This window comes from Thermoanaerobacterium aotearoense (assembly GCF_009905255.1).
Lineage (GTDB): Bacteria > Bacillota > Thermoanaerobacteria > Thermoanaerobacterales > Thermoanaerobacteraceae > Thermoanaerobacterium > Thermoanaerobacterium aotearoense.
Genome location: NZ_CP047602.1, coordinates 155,629 through 177,088 on the forward strand (window position 1 = coordinate 155,629; position 21,460 = coordinate 177,088).

A 21,460-nucleotide genomic window follows, 5' to 3' on the forward strand; every position below is an offset into this window, starting at 1 on the left:
GAGAATACTTATGAAGGTGATTTTATGTATGAAGAAGTCACAGGTTCATTGATGCAAAGTTATAATATTTGCAAAAGGCAGGTGTGGCTTATGGCCCACCAGATAATTCCTGATCAAGAGCATCCATACATTGAGATGGGACGCTTGATAGATGATATGTCTTATGACAGGGACAGAAAGAAGATAAATTTTGAGAATGTCGTCATAGATCTTGTGAGAAATGACAATGGCAATTTGTTAGTTGGAGAGGTGAAGAAAAGCTCAAAAGCCATAGGCAGTGCCAGACTTCAGCTTCTTTTTTATTTGTACAAATTGAAGCAAAACGGTATTGAGGCAAAGGGACAGCTATTTTTCCCTGAGGAAAGAAAAAAGATTGATGTGCGTCTTACCAGTGAGTCGGAGGCAGAAGTTGTCAGCGCTATAAATGAAATAAACGATATTATAAACATGGATAAGGCGCCGGCTTTTGAAAAGATACCTTACTGCAAAAATTGTGGATATAAGGAGTTTTGCTTATCATGAAAAAGCCTGTTTACATTTTTTCAGACGGTGAATTGCATAGAAAAGACAACACATTGTATTTTGAAGGAGAAAGCGGCAGGAAGTTTATCCCTGTTGAAAACACTTCTGAAATAATGATTTTTGGTGAGGTCAGCCTCAACAAAAGATTCCTTGAGTTTATCTCACAATCGGAGATAATACTTCACTTCTTCAATCATTACGGCTATTACGTAGGGTCATTTTATCCGAGAGAGCATTTAAACTCTGGCTACATGATATTAAAGCAAGCAGAAAATTACATAGACGAGAAGAAACGTCTATATATAGCGCAAAAATTTGTAGAAGGCGCATATAGGAATATTCGTCAAGTTTTGAAGTACTATCAAAACCGCGGCAAAAATCTGGACGATATTATTTACGCCATAGAAAGATTGGGGGATCTGATAGCTGGAACATCTAATGTAAATGAACTTATGGCTATTGAAGGGAATATAAGGGAGTATTACTATAAATCATTTGATGAGATATTAGGAAATTGTGACTTTGAGTTTGATGCAAGAAGTAGAAGACCGCCCAAAAATTCTCTAAATGTCCTTATAAGTTTTGGAAATTCTCTTATGTACACAACAGTATTAAGCGAAATTTATAAGACACATTTGGATCCAAGGATAGGGTATTTGCACTCTACAAATTTTCGGAGATTTACGCTAAACTTAGACGTTTCAGAGATATTCAAACCTATTATTGTCGATAGAGTCATATTCACAGTTGTAGGCAAGAATATCATCAAAAAAGATGATTTTGATGAAGATGCAGAGGGGCTTTTACTTAAAGATAAGGGGAAGATGGCATTCATAGAAGAATACGAGAATAAACTTAAGACCACGATAAATCATAGGTCATTAGGCAATAGCGTTTCATACCGCAGGCTCATACGGCTTGAGCTTTATAAGCTGGAAAAGCATCTTATGGGAGAAGAAGAATATAATCCATTTGTTGCACAATGGTAAGGTGATACAATGTTTATAATATTAGTCTATGATGTAAATGAGAAAAGGGTAAATAAGGTTTTAAAGACATGCAGGAAGTACCTTAATTGGGTGCAAAATTCAGTGTTGGAAGGCGAAATATCTGATGCAAATTTTAAAAAGTTAAAGAGTGAGATCTCAAGGATAATCAATAAAGATGAGGATTCAGTCATTATATATATTTTGCGAACTACTAAGTATTCTGATAGGGAAATAATAGGCCTTGAAAAAGGTGGGGAAAGTTTGTTTGTATGAGATGATAAGATTTTTCCGGCCATATAAAGAGATATTTTGGATTTTCTATTGAATTTGTTGTATAATTTTTTTATGAAACGTATGGGAGGCGGACTGATGGAAAGTGGCAGCCATATTTATGAAATGTCTTAAAATCGATAACGGCTTACATTGTATCAGGACTTTACGGGAATGAACCAATATATGAATCGCTGCTTGACAGGATAATAAAAAGCAAAGGAAACGTGGCTAATGTCGATGAAAGTGATGATGTAGCAAAAATCTTATTTGAGATGCCTGTGGCTGTTGGATCTTTTGTAGATGGCAAGAAATTAAAAGACATAGAATGGCCTCATAGTTGTCTTGTGGTTGGAATAAAAAGAGGCGGGAAGGAGATAATACCCAAAGGAAATACAAAGATACTGGCTGGTGATTATATAGTGTTGCTTGGCAATGAAAAAGATGTTGTAGACATAAAAAACAATATAAGGAAGATGACTGAAATATAGATATGAAAAAAGTCAATTGGATTTTCAAAAAGTCTATTGACTTTTTTGTTTTGCGGCGATATAATTATTTAGCATACGAAATATTTGTGTACAAAATATACGGTTTTGAAATGTTGAAAGAAGGTGAAGAATTTTTGAAGGAGTACAACGAAAGAATAGATGTTTTAAAGACTTTAAAGTCAATAATGAATATGATTCACCGTAACATGGAAAGCGAGTTTAAGGATCTTAAGATAACAGGACCTCAAGGCATGATCATTGGAATCCTTATGCACCATGGAGAGATGAAGATAAGCGATTTAAGCGATAAGATGGGGCTATCAAGCAGCACTGTCTCAGGCATAGTAGACAGGCTGGAGAAACAAGGCATGGTAAAGAGAATAAGAAGCAGCGATGACAGGAGGGTTGTCTATGTGAAGGTAGACGAGGATTTCAAAAAGAGGTCTAAAGAAAGCTTCAAGAATATTTACGAAAGATTTGAAACGATAATGAGCAAAGCGACGGATGAGGAGATTGCTGACATTGTAAAGGGGCTTAACACCCTTAAGAAATTGATTGAATCAAGCAGTGGTCAAAGTAGTGATAATTTCAAGAAAGGTGGTTTTGATGGATGCTAAAATTACGGAAATATTTTAAGCCATACATCTTTATAACTATTGTTGCCATACTATTTATATTTGTTCAGGCAATGAGCGACTTGTCGCTTCCTGACTACATGTCAAATATAGTGAATCAAGGCATACAGCAGGGAGGCATTGTCAATGCTGTGCCGGATGCCGTAAGAAAAAGCACTATGGACAAACTGACATTGTTTATGAATGACAGCGATAAAAACAATGTGCTAAATGATTATGCTTTAGTTGACAAAAATAGCTCAGATTACGACAAGTACGTAAAGACATATCCTGATTTAAAGAAAGAGCCCATATACGTACTAAAGAACATAGATAAGACGGAGATAGACAAGATAAACCTTCCAATGGGCAAGGCGTTTTTGGCTGTATCAGGTGTTGAGAAGATGAAGTCAAGCGCAAAAGGCGGATTTATCACATTTAACAACATGAAGATACCGGCAAATGCCGATCTGTTTGCGCTATTTGCAAAGCTTCCTGAATCAGAGAGACAAAAGATAACTGATAGCATGAATGAGAAGTTTACTTCCCTTGGGGATAACATGGTTATACAGGCTGCTACTCAATCCTTAAAATCGGAGTACAAGGCATTAGGAGTGAATACTGACAAGATTCAGACAAACTACATTCTTTCGACAGGGCTTATAATGCTGCTGATTACTCTTTTAAGCGCTGCATGTTCTATAATGGTGGGATTTTTAGGTTCCAGAGTTGCCGCTGGTTTTTCAAGGGATATAAGGAAGAAGCTTTTTACAAGAGTTGAGAGCTTTTCAAATGAAGAATTCGACAAGTTTTCCACAGCGTCTTTGATAACAAGGACCACAAACGACATAACACAGATCCAGATGCTTATCGTCTTTATGATAAGGATGATATTCTACGCTCCTATGATAGGCATAGGCGGTGTCATAAGAGCCGTTGGCAAAAGCTCGTCCATGTCGTGGATAATAGCGTTGGCAGTCATAGTGCTTTTGGGTTTGGTTTCTACCGTATTTTCTATTGCACTGCCTAAATTCAAGTCTGTGCAGAAATTGGTAGATAGGCTAAACCTTGTGGCTCGCGAAAATCTGGCTGGCATGATGGTCATAAGGGCTTTCAACACTCAAGAATTTGAAGAAAACAGGTTTGACAAGGCGAATCGCGACATCACAAACACGATGCTTTTCATAAACCGCGTAATGATTACCATGTTCCCAGTCATGATGCTTATAATGAACGGCATAACCCTTCTCATCGTATGGGTAGGTGCTCATGATATTGCCAATTCGTCAATGCAGGTTGGCGACATGATGGCGTTTATGCAGTATGCTATACAGATAATATTTGCTTTCCTCATGATGTCTATGATGTTTATAATGATACCGAGGGCATCTGTATCAGCATCCCGTATAGCTGAAGTGTTGGAGACAGAGCCTACTGTTGTAGATCCTAAGGAAAGCAAGAAGTTTGATGATACTCAAAAAGGCGTCGTTGAGTTTAGAAATGTTTCGTACAAGTACCATGGAGCAGAAGAATACGCCATATCAAATATATCTTTTAAAGCAGAGCCTGGGAAGACTACAGCTATAATCGGTTCTACCGGTGCTGGAAAGTCTACTCTCATAAATTTGATACCGAGATTTTACGACGCTACAGAAGGGCAAGTTTTAGTAGACGGTGTAGATGTAAGGGATGTGAAGCAGCACGATTTAAGGGAAAAAATCGGCTACGTGCCTCAGAAGATTTCCCTTTTTAAAGGTACTGTCATGTCAAACATAAAATTTGGCAATGAAAATGCTACAGATGAAGAAGTTAAAAGGGCTGCAGAAGTGGCTCAGGCGGCAGAGTTTATAGAAAAGCTTCCAAATGGCTATGACAGCGAAATATCGCAGGACGCTACAAATATTTCGGGTGGGCAGAAGCAGAGGCTATCTATCGCAAGAGCACTTGTCAAAAAACCTGAGATATATATATTTGACGACAGCTTTTCAGCGCTTGATTTCAAGACAGATAGAGCTTTGAGAAAGGCTTTAAAGGAGTACACAGGAAATAGCACTGTCATAATAGTTGCACAGCGCATATCCACTATAATGAATGCAGATCAGATCATAGTTTTAGATGATGGCAAAATAGCTGGAATAGGCACCCACGAGGAGCTTATGAAAACTTGCGAGACGTACAGAGAGATCGCTTATTCGCAGCTTTCAAAGGAGGAATTGGCATAATGGATGGAAGAAACGCAAATACTCCAAGGCGGCCTGTCATGAGAAGACATGGCCCTATGGGCGGCCACGGTCCTATGGTGGGCGGTGAGAAAGCCAACGATTTTAAAGGTACAATGAAGAAATTGATGAAGTATCTTGGCGAATACAAGCTTTCCATATTTCTGGTCGTTCTCTTTGCGGCAGGAAGTGCAGCACTGTCTATAGCTGGACCTAAGATACTCAGCAAGGCTATAACGAAGCTTTACGAAGGTGTCATGGCAAAGATAGCAGGTACAGGCAATATTGACTTTGACTACATCGGCAGGATAATCCTCTTGCTTATAGGGCTGTACCTTTTAAGCTCAGGTTTGGGCTATATACAAGGCTGGATAATGACAAATGTAGCCATGAAGGTTACGTACAAATTTAGGCGTGACATAATGGAGAAGATAAACCGTATGCCGCTTAAATACTTTGACGGCACAAATCACGGTGAGATATTATCTCGTATTACAAATGATGTTGATACAATAAGCCAGACATTAAACCAGAGCATAACGCAGATCATCACGTCTGTCACATCGGTAATCGGTGCTTTAATAATGATGCTTACCATAAGCGTAGAGATGACAGGTGTCACATTTTTGATGATACCTGTATCTATGGGCATCATCGCCCTTATCGTCCGCTTCTCGCAAAAGTACTTTAGAGAACAGCAGGACTACCTTGGCCACGTGAATGGTCACGTGGAGGAAATGTACGGCGGCCATGTTGTCATGAAGGCATTTAACTATGAAGAAAGAAGCGTAAAGAAATTTGATGAGTACAACAATGAGCTTTACAATGTGGCATGGAAATCTCAGTTTTTGACAGGTCTTATGATGCCTATTATGAACTCTGTAAGCAACTTAGGGTATGTAGGTGTCGTGGTATTGGGAAGTTACCTTGTAATAAATGGCACTATACAAGTAGGCGATATACAGGCTTTCATTCAGTACGTAAGGTCATTTACTCAGCCTTTGGCGCAGATAGCGAATATATCCAATATACTTCAACAGACGGCTGCATGTGCCGAAAGGGTGTTTGAATTCTTAGACGAGGAAGAAGAAGTGCCTGAAACAGAGCATCCTGTGAAACTTGAAAATGTGGAAGGCCATGTGCAGTTTGACCATGTGCACTTTGGATATAGACCTGACAAGATAATAATAAATGACTTCTCAGCCGATATTAAGCCGGGTCAAAAAGTAGCCATAGTGGGACCAACAGGTGCTGGCAAGACTACGATGGTAAAACTCTTGATGAGGTTTTACGATGTAAATGCAGGAAGGATATTGATAGATGGATATGACATAAGGGAATTTACCAGAAGCGATTTAAGGTCATTGTTTGGCATGGTGCTGCAGGATACTTGGCTTTACAATGGCACCATAATGGACAATATAAGGTATGGAAAACTTGATGCTACAGATGAGGAAGTCATAAAAGCCGCAAAGGCGGCACACGTAGATCACTTCGTCCACACGCTGCCAGACGGATACAACATGGTTTTAAACGAAGAAGCATCCAATGTATCGCAAGGACAGAAACAGCTTATAACTATAGCAAGAGCCATACTTAAAGATCCTAAGATACTGATACTGGACGAAGCCACCAGCTCCGTCGATACTCGTACAGAAATACTAATACAGAAGGCTATGGATAACCTTATGAAAAACCGCACAAGTTTCATCATCGCCCACAGGCTTTCTACAATTAGAGATGCGGATCTCATACTTGTCATGGATCACGGTGACATTGTAGAGCAAGGCACCCACAAAGAGCTTCTTGCCAAAGGCGGATTTTACGCTAAGCTTTACAACAGCCAGTTTGAAGACCAAGAAGTTGCAAGCTAAAAAAAGGAACTTCCTAAATGGAAGTTCCTTTTTTAGTTATCTAAAATCGTCTAAGTATTTTTCTGCCATCATCGGGTCCAATTTAGCGTCTACCAATGGCGGGCCATCCTTCAAAAAGCTTACATTATCTATATACGTAGGCTTTTCCACCTTGTATATTATACCTATCGGTATCCTGTCGCCCCATTCATCAGCCACTTTGAAGGCATTGTCTAAGTCGGTGTAGTCATAGTCGTCTGGGAGCTCATACACCCTGTCATTGTACCATTTAAATGTATTTACCTTGTTAAATGTGACACATGGCTGGAATATGTCTAAAAGGGCGTAGCCGTCGTACATTATGGCTTCTTTCATCATCTTCTTAAGATGCTCATGATTTCCAGAAAAGCTTCTTGCTACAAATCCAGCTCCCATTGTGAGGGCAAGCTTTATTGGCTTTACAGGATCTAAGATTACGCCATCAAACTGCAAACTTGTCTTTTGACCTTTTGCCGTCGTAGGAGATGCCTGGCCTTTTGTCAAGCCGTATATCTGGTTGTCATGGACAAAGTGGGCAATGTTAGCATTTCTCCTTATTGCGTGTATAAAGTGGTTTCCGCCTTCACCGTACGTATCGCCATCTCCAGAGTCTATAATCACTTTAAGGTCTTTATTGGCTATATTTATGGCTGTTGCAGGAGGCAAAGCCCTTCCGTGAAGTCCGTTAAATCCATTTACGTTTATATAGTGAGGCATCTTTGCAGCTTGCCCTATTCCCGATGCTATCACAACTTGATGTGGCTTCAGGCCAAGCTCAGTAAGGGCATCCTTTAAAGCGTTAAGTATGCCGAAGTTTCCACATCCAGGGCACCACGCCGTTTCATAAGTTTCAAATGCGGTGTTCATAAAATCATCCCTTTCTCAATTTAATACAAGCTTGACGCTTTTGTCATTTCTCTTACTCTTTCGTAGATGTACCTTGAGCTCATCATGCGGCCGTCGTATTTAAGTATGTGCTCATCTGCCTTTATAAGGGCGTTTTCTCTCATAAGGCTGTCAAGCTGGGCTGTGGCATTTTGCTCAACATCTATTATCATCTTTGCAAATTTTCCGTATTTTTTTATAAGCTTTGTAGGAAATGGCCATATATCGCCGAATGACAATGCTCCTATTGACATTCCGTCCTTTAAAAGCATGTCTACAGCTTCTTTTACAGGGCCGTACGTTGAGCCCCAGCAGGTTATAAGGATATCCGGATTTTCAGCGCCAATGAATAGAGGCTCTTGAATTTCTTCCTTTAACAGCTTAAATTTTTTCATCCTCTTATTTACCATCTTTACCCTTACATCCTGCGACTCTGTGATATGGCCGAATTCATCGTGCTCATCGCTATCTATAAGGACTGTAGCGCCCTCTACTTTGCCTGGTATTATCCTTGGCGATATGCCGCTTTCCGTCAGTTTATACCGCTTATACACGCCATTTTCCAATGCTTCATGGCCTGATATATGTCTTTCTATTGTCACCTTAGTGAAATCAAAAGGTTTTACAGTCACACCAGAGTCTGCCAGATATTGGTCGCTTACAAGTATGACAGGTATCTGGTACTTGTCTGCTATGTTAAATGCCCTTGCAGTCTGATAAAAGGCATCTTCAGGGCTTCTTAAAGATATCACCATCTTTGGAAACTCCCCATGGCCTGAATGAATTATGAACCTTAAATCCCCTTGCTCCGTCCTTGTCGGGAAACCTGTGGCAGGGCCCGGCCTTTGAACCTCTGTTATGACGATAGGAATTTCTGTTATTCCTGCTAAGCTTATGCCTTCCACCATCAGTGCAAATCCTCCACCTGAGCTTCCTGTCATGGCTCTTACTCCTGCGTAGGATGCTCCCAACGCCATGTTTATGGCGGATATCTCATCTTCTACTTGCTCGACCACTATTCCCGCATCATGAGATTTTTTGGCGATGTAGGTCATGACGCTCGTGGATGGCGTCATAGGATAGCCTGAGTAAAATTTTACTCCTGCAGCTATAGCTCCCAATGCGATAGCTTCATTGCCGCTTATGTAGATGTTGTCATCCTTTTTTCCAAGTGGCACGTTGAAAATCTGCTTTGCCATGTTGTAGCCAGTGTCGATAGCCTTTATATTCGCATTAAGCACATCGCCTTTGAATTCATCATCTAATACTGTGTGAGATACATCCAATGGAATGCCAAACAGTTTAAGCAGCACGCCTACGGCAGCAGTTCCTGCAACGCGGGGATTTCCGCACTCTTTTGCAACTGCTTTAAAATCAAATGAAAGGTATGCGCTGTCATCTGAAATAGATTTGTCTAAAATGAGTTTTCCGGAAGTTTTCAAACTTTTAGCGTGCAAATTTACAGTGTCTTCATCGAGAGCGATTATGGCATTGAATTTCTCATCATGTGAATAAATCGGTTTGTCGCCGAATCTGACTTGAATGAAATTGTGACCGCCTCTTACACGCGACATATAATCTTTCGTGGAAAATACGTATAAGCCGCATCTTTTCAAGGTTTTTTCGATTATGTACGACAAGGTGTCTATACCCTGACCTGCGGCACCTCCGATTAATACGTTGTAGTCCATACATTAGTCCCCCTTATTTACAATATCTTGTAATTCAATTATACCACTACCGATAATCATTATCAATAAAAATGGAATATTATCTTTAAATAAATACATTTTACAGATGAAAATGGCTAAGACAATTCGCCTGTGACTATTCTATGAGTTATCCACATGTAAATGTGCATATGTGGATAAGTCCTGTGTTAAAAAGTATCATTTAAAATGTACTATTTTTAGACAAAAAACGACTATAAAGGTCATTTAAAAAAAGTTGCTCACATTTTATATGTTGATAAGTCTTGAAAACAGACTTTCTGCAAATTGCCATAGAAAAAGGATTTTGATTGTTATATAATATTAGAGGACTTATGAAATTTGGAAGGGGGTAGCCCCGCTTTTGGGTATTTTATGAGGTTTTGTTCACTTAGATCTGGAAGCAGCGGAAATGCTGCATATATAGGATATAAAGATGTACATATACTTGTGGATGCAGGTTTAAGCGGCAGCACAATAGAAAAAAGCCTTCTAAACATAGATGTAGATCCGCATGATATCTCAGCGATTTTGATAACGCATGAGCACAACGACCACATAAAAGGCGCAGGCATATTGTCCAGAAGGTACGACATTCCCATATATGCCAATGAGGCAACATGGGTTTCTATGGAAGGCCTCATAGGGGAAATTGAGCCACACAACAAGCGATTTTTCAAGACAGGTGAAGACTTCACATTGGGCGATGTAAAAATACGGCCATTTAAGAAATCTCACGATGCGTCAGAGCCTGTAGGTTTCTCGTTTTTTTGCGGTCAGAATAAAGCCACCATCGCTACAGATTTAGGCTATATAAGTAGAGGTGTTGCTGCGAACATAATGGATTCCGACGTAGTGCTGTTAGAATCCAACCACGACGTGGACATGCTGATAAACGGCACGTACCCATGGCCTTTAAAGAAAAGGATACTTTCGCCCCATGGACATCTTTCCAATAAAGATGCGGCAGAGGCCATAAAGAAGTTTATAAAGCTTAAAGCGGTAGGCAAAATCTACTTAGGACACCTAAGCCAAAACAACAACAAACCAGAGATAGCGTACAAGACGGTTGTAGACGCGCTTAGAGAAGAAGGAATAGACTACGAGATAAATATGGCTTTGCGGTATGAAGAAAGCGACATTGTGGAAATATAACAGGGCCTTATGGCCCTGTTCCTATTGACTCTATCTTCCAAGGTGAGTCTTTTGTGGACTTTGATACTATGAAGAAGAATGTATTTCTTCCGCTTCTTATAGAAACATTGTCTTCACTTTTTAACGCAATGTTTACTGTCACTTTATACTCTTTGCTTTCATAGATGTTTCTATTCTTTACAGGCACGTAGCTTGTGTTTTCATCTATACTTAATACAGTTGCAGATTTTGTATTTAGCTCCATGCTGTTTGACTCAAAATCTGTATTGTAAAGGATGCCTGCAGGCCTATTGACGTAAAGCATATCGTGCAGCACATCTATAGATAAAGTTGAATATATTAAGCCTTTGTCGCCTTTGTTTATCCCATTGAAATAAGCGTATATTAGCTCTTCAGGTGTAAGCTTGTCTACCGCTGGTGATGATAACTCTTTCAAGAAACCATGGGATGCGACCCAGTCTATCCATGGTCTTTCTGTAAGCGTCTCAATGTAATTTTTCTTAAGCGAAAGAGGCGTTGACGCGTTGAATTCAAGCCATGCACCTATTATATTTTCACCGTCCCTTAAAATGACAGCATTGACAGGGTATGTGTACTTGCTGCTTTCACCCTGCCCAGGAAGCTTTTCATTCAACCTGTAAATCACAGCTTTTACTGTCTTGCCTTTGTACTTTTCTATATTATACCCGATGTCTCTCGACAAGAAATTCACTTCAGTCCAATAAAGTCCAATAGGCATAGATGTGCTTTGGATCTTCCAATCCGATGGTATCGTCACATCAAAGTAAGGAGACTCTTTCTCAGGGCTAAAGCCGTATTTAAGCAAAAACTTCATATCATCATTATAAACATTAAATTGGCCGCCAGAACAAGCAGTCAAAAATATCGTCAAGGCAATACACACAAAAATCAAAAATTTTTTCAACTTCATCTCCCCTTTAAAACATTTACTTATATTATATAACAAAATAAATGCTAATTCGTTACAAAATTATAAATTTTTTAAGGCACATTTATGTCCAAAAGTTAATTTGCACTTGATTTTTTTAAAAAGCTGTGATAAAATGTTCACAATATACGGATATATGTGCACCATATAGATACATAATTGAAAGGGGGCGGAACCTTGCAGGAAGAAAGCAAATTTTACATCATAAGGGAAGAAGTGCTGTCTGAAGCACTGAAAAAGACCATCTTGGCGAAAGAGCTTTTGGAGACAGGTCAGGCTAAGACCATAAACGAGGCAGTGAAAAAAGCTGGCTTATCCAGAAGTGCATTTTATAAGTACAAAAACTATATTTTCCCTTATTCCAAATTTTCTAAAGGGAAGATAGTGACGCTGTCCCTTTTGTTGGAGCACATGCCTGGGATACTGTCGTCAATATTGGATGTAATCGCCATGATGAAGGGCAATGTCATAACTATAAACCAAAGTATGCCGTCCCTTGGCGTTGCAAGTGTCTCTATATCCATAGATACTCAGTACATGGTAAAAGGCATCGAGGAGCTCATAGAGAAAATAGAAGAAGAGCACGGTGTCAGAAAAGTAGAGATTCTTGGTGAATAAAATATTATTTTAGAGAGGAAGGAATTTGCTGTGAAGATAGGTTTAATGGGGCTTGGAACTGTTGGATCAGGTGTTGTTCACCTGATAGAAGAAAATGGGGATGCCATTGAGAAAAAGATTGGCCAGAAAATCGAGATTAAAAAGATACTTGTGAAAGATCCAGAGAAGAAAAGGATCAAAGAGGCACAAGGCAAAATAACCATAAATCCCTACGACATCTTAGACGATCCAGAGATAGATGTGGTAGTGGAGGTGATGGGGAAGGAGCACCCAGCACTGGAGTACATGAAAGAGGCCATATTAAGGGGCAAGAACGTCGTTACAGCCAATAAAGAAGTCATTGCAAAGCATGGCAAAGAGCTTATAAAGCTGGCAAGTGAAAACAACGTAAATCTCCTTTACGAGGCGTCAGTAGGCGGAGGCATACCTATCATAAGGCCTTTGAAAAGCTGTCTTGCCGCAAACAAGATACATGAGATAAAAGGAATCTTGAATGGAACCACCAACTATATACTGACAGAGATGAAGTCGAGGGGGCTAAGCTTTGAAGGCGTATTGAAAGAGGCGCAGCAGAAAGGATATGCGGAGCTGGACCCTACAGACGATGTGGACGGATTTGATGCTGCAAGGAAGTTGGCTATACTGTGTGCACTTTCATTTAACAAGTACGTGATGCCAGATAATATATACACAAAAGGCATCAGGACAATATCAAAAGAGGATATAAAGTATGCCGATGAATTGGGCTTTACCATTAAACTTATAGCTTTTGGCAAGCTTGACGAAGATGAAAAGTTGGAAGCATGGGTACATCCTGTCATGATATCAAAGAAAAATCCCCTAAATGGTGTAAACGGCGTATACAACGCCATCTTGGTGGAAGGCAATGCAGTGGGAAGGCTTATGTTCTACGGCCAAGGTGCAGGCATGATGCCTACAGCCAGTGCAGTTGTAGCCGATGTCATAGATGTGGCAAATCACATACCTACTCAAAACGGCTACGATGATGCAGTGATGAAAGACATCGTGGATACAGTATCCAAATACTATATAAGGATAATAGCCCTTGACAAACCCGGTGTCATGAGCAAAGTCACAGGGGTTTTAGGGCAGGAAGGCATAAGCTTGGTGTCAGTCGTTCAAAAGGAGACTTTAGGAGAGTATGCTGAGATAGTCCTTATAACCCACAATGCCTTGACAAAAAATCTGTTTGATGCATTGGATGAAATAGAGAAGCTGAAAGAAGTTGACAAAGTCGCCAGCGTAATAAGAGTAGAGGGGGAAGAATGATGGAATGGGATGGAATAATAAAATCGTACAGAAGCTATATGCCTAAAATAGACGATGAGAACATAATCACGCTGAAAGAAGGAAACACACCCCTTATAGAAGCTGAAAACATCGAGAAAGATTTTCCGGGGTTAAAGATTTACTTAAAATATGAAGGTTTAAACCCTACAGGCTCTTTTAAAGATAGAGGCATGACAGTGGCTGTATCTATGGCGAAGCAGGAAGGCTCACAAGCTGTCGTCTGTGCATCAACCGGCAATACGTCTGCGTCGGCGGCTGCCTATGCGGCAAAGGCTGGACTCAAATGCGTAGTCCTGATTCCCGGCGGAAAGATAGCATTGGGGAAACTGGCTCAGGCGATAGCCTATGGTGCAGAAGTTGTCGCCATAAACGGCAATTTTGATGATGCATTAAACCTGGTGAGGGAGATATCGAAAAAGCACCCTATAACTGTGGTAAATTCCATAAATCCGTACAGGTTGGAAGGGCAGAAGTCATCATCGTTTGAAATATGCGATACGCTTAAAAAAGTGCCTGATTATCTGGCACTTCCTGTTGGGAATGCAGGAAATATTACGGCCTACTGGATGGGCTTTAAAGAGTATTACCGCAATGGCATGATTGATAGTCTGCCTAAGATGATAGGGTTTCAGGCGGCAGGCGCAGCGCCTATCGTGGAAAATAGGGTATTTGAGCACCCCGAGACGATAGCCACAGCCATAAGAATCGGCAATCCAGCCAGTTGGCAGAAAGCCGTCGCCGCAAGGGACGAATCAGGTGGCCTTATAGACAAGGTTACGGACGATGAGATATTAGAGGCGTACTCATATCTTGCCAAGAGAGAAGGGATTTTTGCAGAGCCTGCCTCCTGCGCTTCCATTGCTGGTGTCATAAAGAAGTACAAAGAAGGCCTTTTCAAAGATGGAGATACTGTCGTTTGCGTCTTGACGGGAAACGGGCTTAAAGATCCTGACACAGCTATAAACTTAGGCGGGAAAAGCGTAAAGACGGTGGATGCCGATTTGAAATCATTGGAAGGTGCAATATATGGTTAAGTCTGTCCGCGTGAGGGTGCCTGCATCGACAGCCAATTTAGGGCCCGGTTTTGACTGCCTCGGCATTGCGCTGAATCTTTACAATGAGATCTACATGGAGATAAAAGGCCATAAACTTGAAATTGATGTTGAAGGGGAAGGCATTTTAAATATAGATCGAAATGAAGAAAATCTCGTCTACAAAGCGGCGAAAAAAATTTTTGACAAGGCAAATATTTCGATAGATGGACTTTACATAAAGTCTAAAAATGGCATACCAACGGGAAGTGGCTTAGGAAGCAGCGCAGCGGCTATAGTAGGTGGTCTTGTGGCCGCAAACGCCTTAATCGGCAACCCTTTTAACCGCGATGAGATATTAGATATAGCCTCATCGATGGAAGGCCATGCTGACAATGTATCGCCTGCTTTAAACGGCGGCTTCAATGTGGCTACTTTCGACGGGAAAAGGACTTATTTTGTAAAAAAAGAGTTGGACGGCAACATTGAGTTTTTGGCTTTTTACCCTAAAAGAGAGCTTTTGACCTCAAAGGCAAGAGGCGTGCTGCCGTCTATCATCGAGTTTAGAAGTGCGGTGTTTAACGTGGGAAGGTCATCGCTTTTTACGGCATCAATGTTTTCAGGCAGATACGATTTGCTTAAATACGCCTCGCAGGACATGCTGCATCAGGTGTACAGAAAAGAATTCATTAATGAGATGTACTACGTAATAGAGGAGGCATTGGATAAAGGGGCTTATGCTGCATTTTTAAGCGGTGCAGGGCCTACCATGATGGTTATGGTCGATAAAAACGCTTTAAGCCGCGTGGAAGAAGCCATAAAGAAAGTGTATAAAGATAGAGGCATGGAGTGCAGCATTTATCAGTTAAAGTGCGACAATGATGGCGCTAAAATCATATAAAGGTCTAATATTAGGCCTTTATTTTGTATCTATGCAATTTTAGCAAAAATTTTGTGATATAATTAAGGTAAATTATTCTTAAGGAGGCTATCTTATGAAAAGGCATTTATCGATTTTTATGGCATTTGTAATCGTATTGACACTTGTTTTATCTGCACCTATAGGGGCTTTTGCTGCAACAACCACACAAGACGACATAAGCAGCTATCTAAATGATTTAGGCTCATTCATGCAGTTTATAAAAGAAAATTATGCAGGCGATGTCACGTACGATCAGTTGGAACAAGGTGCTATTCAAGGCATACTATCTTCGCTTGATAAGTACAGCACGTATTTTACAAAAGATGAGATGGATTCTTTCATGGAGTCTACTTCAGGCACATTTACAGGAGTGGGCTTGGAAGTAGAAGAAAGAGGGCAGGACATAGTAGTCGTATCTACTGTAAAAGGTTCTCCAGCATATAAAGCAGGCATACAAAGCGGGTACATAGTAGAGTCTGTCGACGGTAAAGACGTAAAAGGCATGGACATCACAGACGTAACTAACCTCATAAAAGGTGATAAAGGAACAACTGTAACTATAGACTTTCTTGCAAACGGCAAGACAGTAGAGTACAAGCTTGTAAGGGATGTAATAAGCATAAATCCTGTCACATACAAGATAATAAACGGTGTTGGATACATAAGCATAAGTGAGTTTAATGGAAACACTTATGACAATGTTTCGAAGGCTCTTGACTACATGGATCAAAACGGCATAAATAAGCTTGTCATAGATTTAAGGGATAATCCTGGCGGATATCTTCAAGAGGCTGTAAATGTGGCTGGCTATTTCGTGCCGGCAGGACCTGTTGTGACAGTGGCTATGAACGGCGGAAATGAAACGTACTATTCATACTTGAAAAATCCTAAGTACAAGATAGCAGTTCTCATAAATGGAAACACTGCGTCTGCTGCGGAAATACTGGCTGGCGCAATACAAGACACAAAGGCAGGAATCCTTGTAGGGGAAAATTCCTACGGCAAAGGGACAGTGCAGGAGGTATTTCCATTTTCTGATGGCAGTGGCATGAAGCTTACAATCGCCAAGTATTTGCTTCCATCTGGCCGCTCCATAAATGGCGTAGGGCTTAAACCTGACGTGGAAGTAAAGGACAGCAGAGTGTCTTTGCCTGAACTTATATACACAAATGATGTGAAAAAAGGCGATACAGGCTACAACGTAGAGCTTTTGCAGTCGTACTTAAGCCTTTTAGGCTACTACAAAGGTGAACCAAATGGGTACTTTGGCAATGACACATACGATGCACTTATAAGTTTCCAAAAGTACGCAGGGATTCCAGTAACAGGTGTCATGGATAGAGGCACTGTCGATGCACTTTCATACTTCTACGGCTTGACACTTCAAAATGATGCACAGCTTGATAAGGCTATTGAGCTTTTAAGTCAGCAATAGATGAGAGAAAACAATTTTGATTCGTTCGCTCTCAGAGTTGAAAAGCGACTAAACTAAGGCTCGATCTTGAACTTCAGCAGGGTTCCGGGCACATTCGGCGTCCATGCCTCAAGTGCCCGTCTCAGCCATCCTTGGCTTCGACCCTGCTTTCGTTCATCGATCTCGCCAAGTTTTGTTATCGCTTTCCAACAAGTCGCTTCACTCATTCAAAATTGTTTCCATTTTTGATTGGTATTAAAAAAGTTTCACATCTTTTATAGGTTGAATATGTATTCTAAAAGATATTTCATTATTTAAAACAGGTGGTGAGACAGTGAGGATATTAGTCGCGCCTGACTCCTACAAAGGAAGCTTGTCATCGAGAGAAGTCATAGAGGCTATGGCAGAAGGCATAAGAAGGGCTGTGGATGCTGACATCATAAAAGTGCCTATAGCGGACGGTGGAGAAGGCACAATAGATGCATTGATTTTTTCATCAGGCGGGAAAATTGTGGAGGCGGAGGTAGTAGGCCCTCTTGGCAATGCAGTAAAGAGCTTTTTTGGCATATTAAAGGACGGTACGGCAGTCATAGAGATGGCTGCATCGTCTGGCTTAAACCTTGTGCCTATTGATATGAGAAATCCATTAGTCACCACTACGTACGGCGTAGGGCAGCTTATAAAAAAAGCCCTTGACGAAGGATGCCGCAGGTTCATCGTAGGCTTAGGTGGCAGCGCCACAAATGACGGCGGTGCAGGCATGATGGAAGCTTTAGGGGCAAAGCTCTTAGATGAAGACGGCAAAGACATACCTTACGGAGGAGGAAATCTTTCGAGGTTAAAGAAAATAGACGTAGATGGTTTGGATAAGAGGATATACGAAAGCAGCTTCATAGTGGCGTCAGATGTTACAAATCCCCTTTGCGGCAAAAACGGCGCATCTTACGTTTACGGTCCTCAGAAAGGCGCAACGCCTGAAATGGTAAATATCCTTGACAAGAACTTATACCACTATGCCAAAATTGTAGAAAAGACGGTTGGAAAGGATTTTAAAGATACGCCAGGTGCTGGTGCGGCTGGTGGATTAGGGTTTTCCTTGATAGCATTTTTAAATGCCAAGATAAAATCTGGCATAGAGATAGTGATGGAAGCCGCAAATATGGAGGAAAAGATAAAGTCTTGCGACATAGTCATAACAGGTGAAGGCAATACAGACTTTCAAACTGCATTTGGCAAGGCGCCGGCAGGTATAGCGAAGATAGCCCAAAAATATGGCAAGAAAGTCATAATACTTTCAGGCGGTTTAGGTCGTGGATACAAAGAGCTTTATAAAATAGGTGTTATAGCGATGTTTAGCATAGTGGATAAACCTATGACGATAGATGAAGCCATCCATGATGCCAAAAGGCTTATATCTGACAGGATGGAGGATGTAATCCGCTTATTCGTCTAATTTTTATATAAGGTAAACTAATACATACGATAATGTCTACTTATAGTAGACATTTGTTTTTTACTATTGCATTTTTTTCTTTAATAGTTTATCATATTAAATAAATATTTAAAAAGGTGTGAAGCTTATGAAAAATAGGATTCTCATGACACCGGGCCCTACTATGGTGCCTAAGGAAGTGTTGGACGTATGCCATCTTCAGCCGTATCACCATAGGACGCCGGAATATTTTAAATTATTTTCAGATCTTAATTCAAATCTTAAAAGTATATTTAAGACAAACATGGACGTATTGACATTGACGTCATCTGGTACAGGTGGCATGGAAGCCGTCGTTGCAAATCTCTTTAAAAGAGGAGATAAAGTCTTGGTGGCCAGCATAGGCCATTTTGGAGAGAGGTTTTACGATATTACAAAAGCTTACGGACTCGATTCTGATATTATCGATTTTGGTTGGGGCAATGCAGTCCGCCTTGACATTTTAGACGATGCCTTGAAAAAAGATAAGTACAAGGCTTTGATTGTGACGCAGAATGAGACGTCCACAGGCGTCACAAATGATGTAAAAGCAATAGCTGATGTTGCTAAAAAATATGGTACGCTTATCGTAGTTGATGCTGTAAGCTCATTAGGCGGCATACCTCTTGACATGGATGAATGGGGATTAGATGCGGTCATCACCTGTTCACAGAAGTGCTTGATGTCTCCGCCAGGATTAAGCTTTGTGGCTTTAAGCGAGAGGGCGTGGCAGATGGCAGAGGAGTCTGATCTTCCTAAGTATTATTTTGACCTTAAAAAAGCGAGGAAAGGCGTACAAAACGAAAAGCCGGACAACCCATATACACCAGCGGTTTCCACTGTGATGGCTGTAAAAAAAGCCACAGATATGCTTCTCAGTACAGGAATGGACACAGTATACAAAAATCAACATGCAATCGGTGAGAAGGTGAGGAAGACCGTAAAAGACATGGGGCTTAAGCTTTTCCCAGATGAGTCCATATCGTCAGATCTTTTGACGGCAATAGAAGTGCCAGAAGGGTACAAAGCAGGGGATGTAATAAACTACATGTCAGAGAAAGGCGTGCTTGTGACAGGCGGACAAGGGCATTTAAAAGGCAAGATAATTAGGATCGGCCACATGGGATATGTCACAGATGAAATGCTTGATTTGACGTTTGATGCATTAAAAAGCGCATTATCAGATTTATCTTAATTTTATTTGAGGGGGATTTATTGTGAAAGTATTGGTGACGGAGAGAATAGCCGAAAGCGGCTTGGAGTACCTTAAGAATCATGCGGATGTGGATTTTAAACTGGATCTACCACGAGAAGAACTTTTGAATATCATAGGCGATTATGATGCAATAGTCGTAAGAAGCGTTACAAATGTCGATAAAGAACTTATCTCAAAGGGAAAGAATTTAAAAGTAATAGGAAGGGCAGGCAATGGCGTCGATAATATAGACCTTTTGGCGGCGACGGAAAAAGGCATAATTGTCGTAAATACTCCTGAAGGCAACATCATATCGGCTGCAGAGCATACAATTGGGCTTATGCTATCTATTGCCAGAAACATACCGCAGGCTTATATCGGCGCAAAAAACGGCGACTTTAGGAGAAACAAGTTTAAGGGTGTAGAGTTAAGCGGAAAAACCGTAGGCATAATTGGGCTTGGCAGAATAGGATCATTAGTTGCAACAAGGCTTGCATCATTTGACATGAAAGTCATTGCTTATGACCCGTATATACCAGACAGCCGCTTTGAAAAGTTTGGCGTAAGAAAAGTATCATTTGACGAGCTTTTGCAAGAGTCGGACTTTATAACTATCCATACTCCGAAAACGGAGGAGACTATTGACATAATAAGCCATGAGGAATTTAAGAAAGTCAAAAAAGGCGTGAGAATCGTAAACTGTGCAAGAGGCGGACTAATAAATGAAGAAGCCTTGTACGACGCAGTCAAAGAAGGGATTGTGGCTGCGGCTGCCCTTGACGTGTTTAAAGTAGAACCGTCTTATGACAGGGAAAAGCAGGATTTTCACAACAAGCTTTTAGAGCTTCCGAATGTGGTAGTGACTCCTCATTTAGGAGCATCAACTGTTGAAGCTCAAAACAATGTAGGTATATCTGTAGCAAAAGAAGTGATAACGGCATTAAGCGGGAAACTTTACGGCAACATAGTAAATCTTCCGGATGTGAAAGCCGATGAATTTGGAGAATTGAAGCCGTACATGAAGCTTTGCGAAGCCATGGGTTCTCTTTACTACCAGATAAGCGATGTGCCTGCAAAAACGGTAGAGATAATATACAGGGGAGAAATATCCAGTCTAAACACAGAAGTCGTCACGCTTCACGCATTGAAAGGACTTTTAAAACCTGCTTTGAAAGAAGGCATAAGCATTGTAAATGCAAGGCTAAGAGCAAAAGAAATGGGGATAGAAGTCATAGATGGCAAGATAGAAGAAATAGATCACTATTCAAGTCTTGTCACCATAAATGTCATTGACACAAAAGGAGAATCTTACAAGTTTTCGGGGACAACGTATGGTGATGAAATACGCATCGTAGAATACTTGGGGCACAGGGTCAACTTTGAGCCTACAGAATACATGCTTTTTGTTAAAAATAAAGATGTGCCTGGTGTAATCGGCCATATAGGAAATGTATTGGGGGACTTTGGCATAAACATATCTTCCATGCATGTAAGCCCCAATAAAAACGACGGGACTGCTCTCATGATTGTTAATACAGATAGAGAAATCCCCATAGAGGCTGTAGAATCATTAAACAAATTAAACAGCATATTAAGGGCAAAAGCAGTAAAAAATCTGATATAAAAAATTTTTTATCAAAGAAGGAAAATTATGTTTTGTGTCGAATATTAAAAATATAAACAAAATATATAGGATTCTGTGAAGCATAACCTGTATCTGGGCACCTGGGTTATGCGGAGATAGTGGTGCAACCGGCCGTAGTCTTTACTGCGGCTTTTTGTTTTATGGGGATAGGGGTTTAT

19 protein-coding genes and 1 riboswitch are annotated in these 21,460 nt (G+C 40.6%); of the genes, 16 read left to right on the forward strand and 3 right to left on the reverse strand.

What is annotated here, in order from left to right:
* Nucleotides 1-24: 24 nt before the first annotated feature.
* The 7 genes from cas4 (at nucleotide 25) to GSH73_RS00845 (ending at nucleotide 6,979) form a co-directional block, all read left to right on the forward strand.
* Nucleotides 25-522: a CRISPR-associated protein Cas4 gene (gene cas4, locus GSH73_RS00815; RefSeq protein ID WP_014757339.1), complete on the forward strand. Its 498-nt coding sequence runs from the start codon at nucleotides 25-27 to the stop codon at nucleotides 520-522.
* A complete protein-coding gene (gene cas1b, locus GSH73_RS00820) occupies nucleotides 519-1,511 on the forward strand; it encodes a type I-B CRISPR-associated endonuclease Cas1b (protein ID WP_014757338.1) in 993 nt (330 codons plus the stop codon). The genes cas4 and cas1b overlap by 4 nt, the downstream gene beginning before the upstream one ends.
* A 9-nt stretch (nucleotides 1,512-1,520) precedes the next feature.
* Entirely contained in the window at nucleotides 1,521-1,784 is a 264-nt protein-coding gene (gene cas2, locus GSH73_RS00825) for a CRISPR-associated endonuclease Cas2 (protein ID WP_014757337.1), read from the forward strand.
* A 224-nt stretch (nucleotides 1,785-2,008) separates the two neighbouring features.
* Entirely contained in the window at nucleotides 2,009-2,272 is a 264-nt protein-coding gene (locus GSH73_RS00830; protein WP_014757336.1) for a TrkA C-terminal domain-containing protein, read from the forward strand.
* 2 nt (nucleotides 2,273-2,274) lie between these two features.
* On the forward strand, nucleotides 2,275-2,889 hold the full coding sequence (locus GSH73_RS00835) for a MarR family winged helix-turn-helix transcriptional regulator (RefSeq protein ID WP_014757335.1): 615 nt from the start codon (nucleotides 2,275-2,277) through the stop codon (nucleotides 2,887-2,889).
* Nucleotides 2,883-5,108, forward strand: coding sequence for an ABC transporter ATP-binding protein (locus tag GSH73_RS00840; RefSeq protein WP_014757334.1), 2,226 nt, complete (start codon nucleotides 2,883-2,885; stop codon nucleotides 5,106-5,108). The genes GSH73_RS00835 and GSH73_RS00840 overlap by 7 nt, the downstream gene beginning before the upstream one ends.
* A complete protein-coding gene (locus tag GSH73_RS00845) occupies nucleotides 5,108-6,979 on the forward strand; it encodes an ABC transporter ATP-binding protein (protein ID WP_014757333.1) in 1,872 nt (623 codons plus the stop codon). Before GSH73_RS00840 ends, GSH73_RS00845 begins: the two co-directional genes overlap by 1 nt.
* 36 nt (nucleotides 6,980-7,015) lie before the next feature.
* On the opposite strand, the gene GSH73_RS00850 is transcribed toward GSH73_RS00845, so the two are convergent.
* On the reverse strand, nucleotides 7,016-7,864 hold the full coding sequence (locus GSH73_RS00850) for a 2-oxoacid:ferredoxin oxidoreductase subunit beta (RefSeq protein WP_014757332.1): 849 nt from the start codon (nucleotides 7,862-7,864) through the stop codon (nucleotides 7,016-7,018).
* 20 nt (nucleotides 7,865-7,884) lie between these two features.
* Nucleotides 7,885-9,573, reverse strand: coding sequence for a 2-oxoacid:acceptor oxidoreductase subunit alpha (locus tag GSH73_RS00855; RefSeq protein WP_014757331.1), 1,689 nt, complete (start codon nucleotides 9,571-9,573; stop codon nucleotides 7,885-7,887).
* Between the two features lie 393 nt (nucleotides 9,574-9,966).
* Here GSH73_RS00855 and GSH73_RS00860 point away from each other — a divergent pair, with 393 nt between their 5' ends.
* Entirely contained in the window at nucleotides 9,967-10,746 is a 780-nt protein-coding gene (locus tag GSH73_RS00860) for an MBL fold metallo-hydrolase (RefSeq protein ID WP_038068620.1), read from the forward strand.
* 7 nt (nucleotides 10,747-10,753) lie between these two features.
* Here GSH73_RS00860 and GSH73_RS00865 read toward each other — a convergent pair whose 3' ends face one another.
* Complete coding sequence (locus GSH73_RS00865) at nucleotides 10,754-11,671, reverse strand: DUF4830 domain-containing protein (RefSeq protein ID WP_014757329.1); 918 nt, start codon at nucleotides 11,669-11,671, stop codon at nucleotides 10,754-10,756.
* Nucleotides 11,672-11,872: 201 nt separating this feature from the next.
* Here GSH73_RS00865 and GSH73_RS00870 point away from each other — a divergent pair, with 201 nt between their 5' ends.
* From GSH73_RS00870 to serA, 8 genes are all read left to right on the forward strand, one after another.
* Nucleotides 11,873-12,313: an ACT domain-containing protein gene (locus GSH73_RS00870; protein ID WP_014757328.1), complete on the forward strand. Its 441-nt coding sequence runs from the start codon at nucleotides 11,873-11,875 to the stop codon at nucleotides 12,311-12,313.
* Nucleotides 12,314-12,343: 30 nt separating this feature from the next.
* Nucleotides 12,344-13,603: a homoserine dehydrogenase gene (locus tag GSH73_RS00875; RefSeq protein ID WP_014757327.1), complete on the forward strand. Its 1,260-nt coding sequence runs from the start codon at nucleotides 12,344-12,346 to the stop codon at nucleotides 13,601-13,603.
* Complete coding sequence (thrC, locus tag GSH73_RS00880) at nucleotides 13,603-14,658, forward strand: threonine synthase (RefSeq protein WP_014757326.1); 1,056 nt, start codon at nucleotides 13,603-13,605, stop codon at nucleotides 14,656-14,658. The genes GSH73_RS00875 and thrC overlap by 1 nt, the downstream gene beginning before the upstream one ends.
* On the forward strand, nucleotides 14,651-15,556 hold the full coding sequence (gene thrB, locus GSH73_RS00885; protein ID WP_014757325.1) for a homoserine kinase: 906 nt from the start codon (nucleotides 14,651-14,653) through the stop codon (nucleotides 15,554-15,556). Before thrC ends, thrB begins: the two co-directional genes overlap by 8 nt.
* Before the next feature lie 94 nt (nucleotides 15,557-15,650).
* Complete coding sequence (locus GSH73_RS00890) at nucleotides 15,651-17,012, forward strand: S41 family peptidase (RefSeq protein ID WP_014757324.1); 1,362 nt, start codon at nucleotides 15,651-15,653, stop codon at nucleotides 17,010-17,012.
* Between the two features lie 313 nt (nucleotides 17,013-17,325).
* Nucleotides 17,326-18,444, forward strand: a complete 1,119-nt coding sequence (locus GSH73_RS00895; RefSeq protein WP_014757323.1) for a glycerate kinase — start codon at nucleotides 17,326-17,328, stop codon at nucleotides 18,442-18,444.
* A gap of 127 nt (nucleotides 18,445-18,571) precedes the next feature.
* Nucleotides 18,572-19,657, forward strand: a complete 1,086-nt coding sequence (locus GSH73_RS00900) for a pyridoxal-phosphate-dependent aminotransferase family protein (protein WP_014757322.1) — start codon at nucleotides 18,572-18,574, stop codon at nucleotides 19,655-19,657.
* Between the two features lie 22 nt (nucleotides 19,658-19,679).
* Nucleotides 19,680-21,281, forward strand: coding sequence for a phosphoglycerate dehydrogenase (serA, locus tag GSH73_RS00905; protein ID WP_014757321.1), 1,602 nt, complete (start codon nucleotides 19,680-19,682; stop codon nucleotides 21,279-21,281).
* A gap of 59 nt (nucleotides 21,282-21,340) precedes the next feature.
* Nucleotides 21,341-21,424: riboswitch (cyclic di-GMP riboswitch) on the forward strand.
* Nucleotides 21,425-21,460 lie beyond the last annotated feature (36 nt).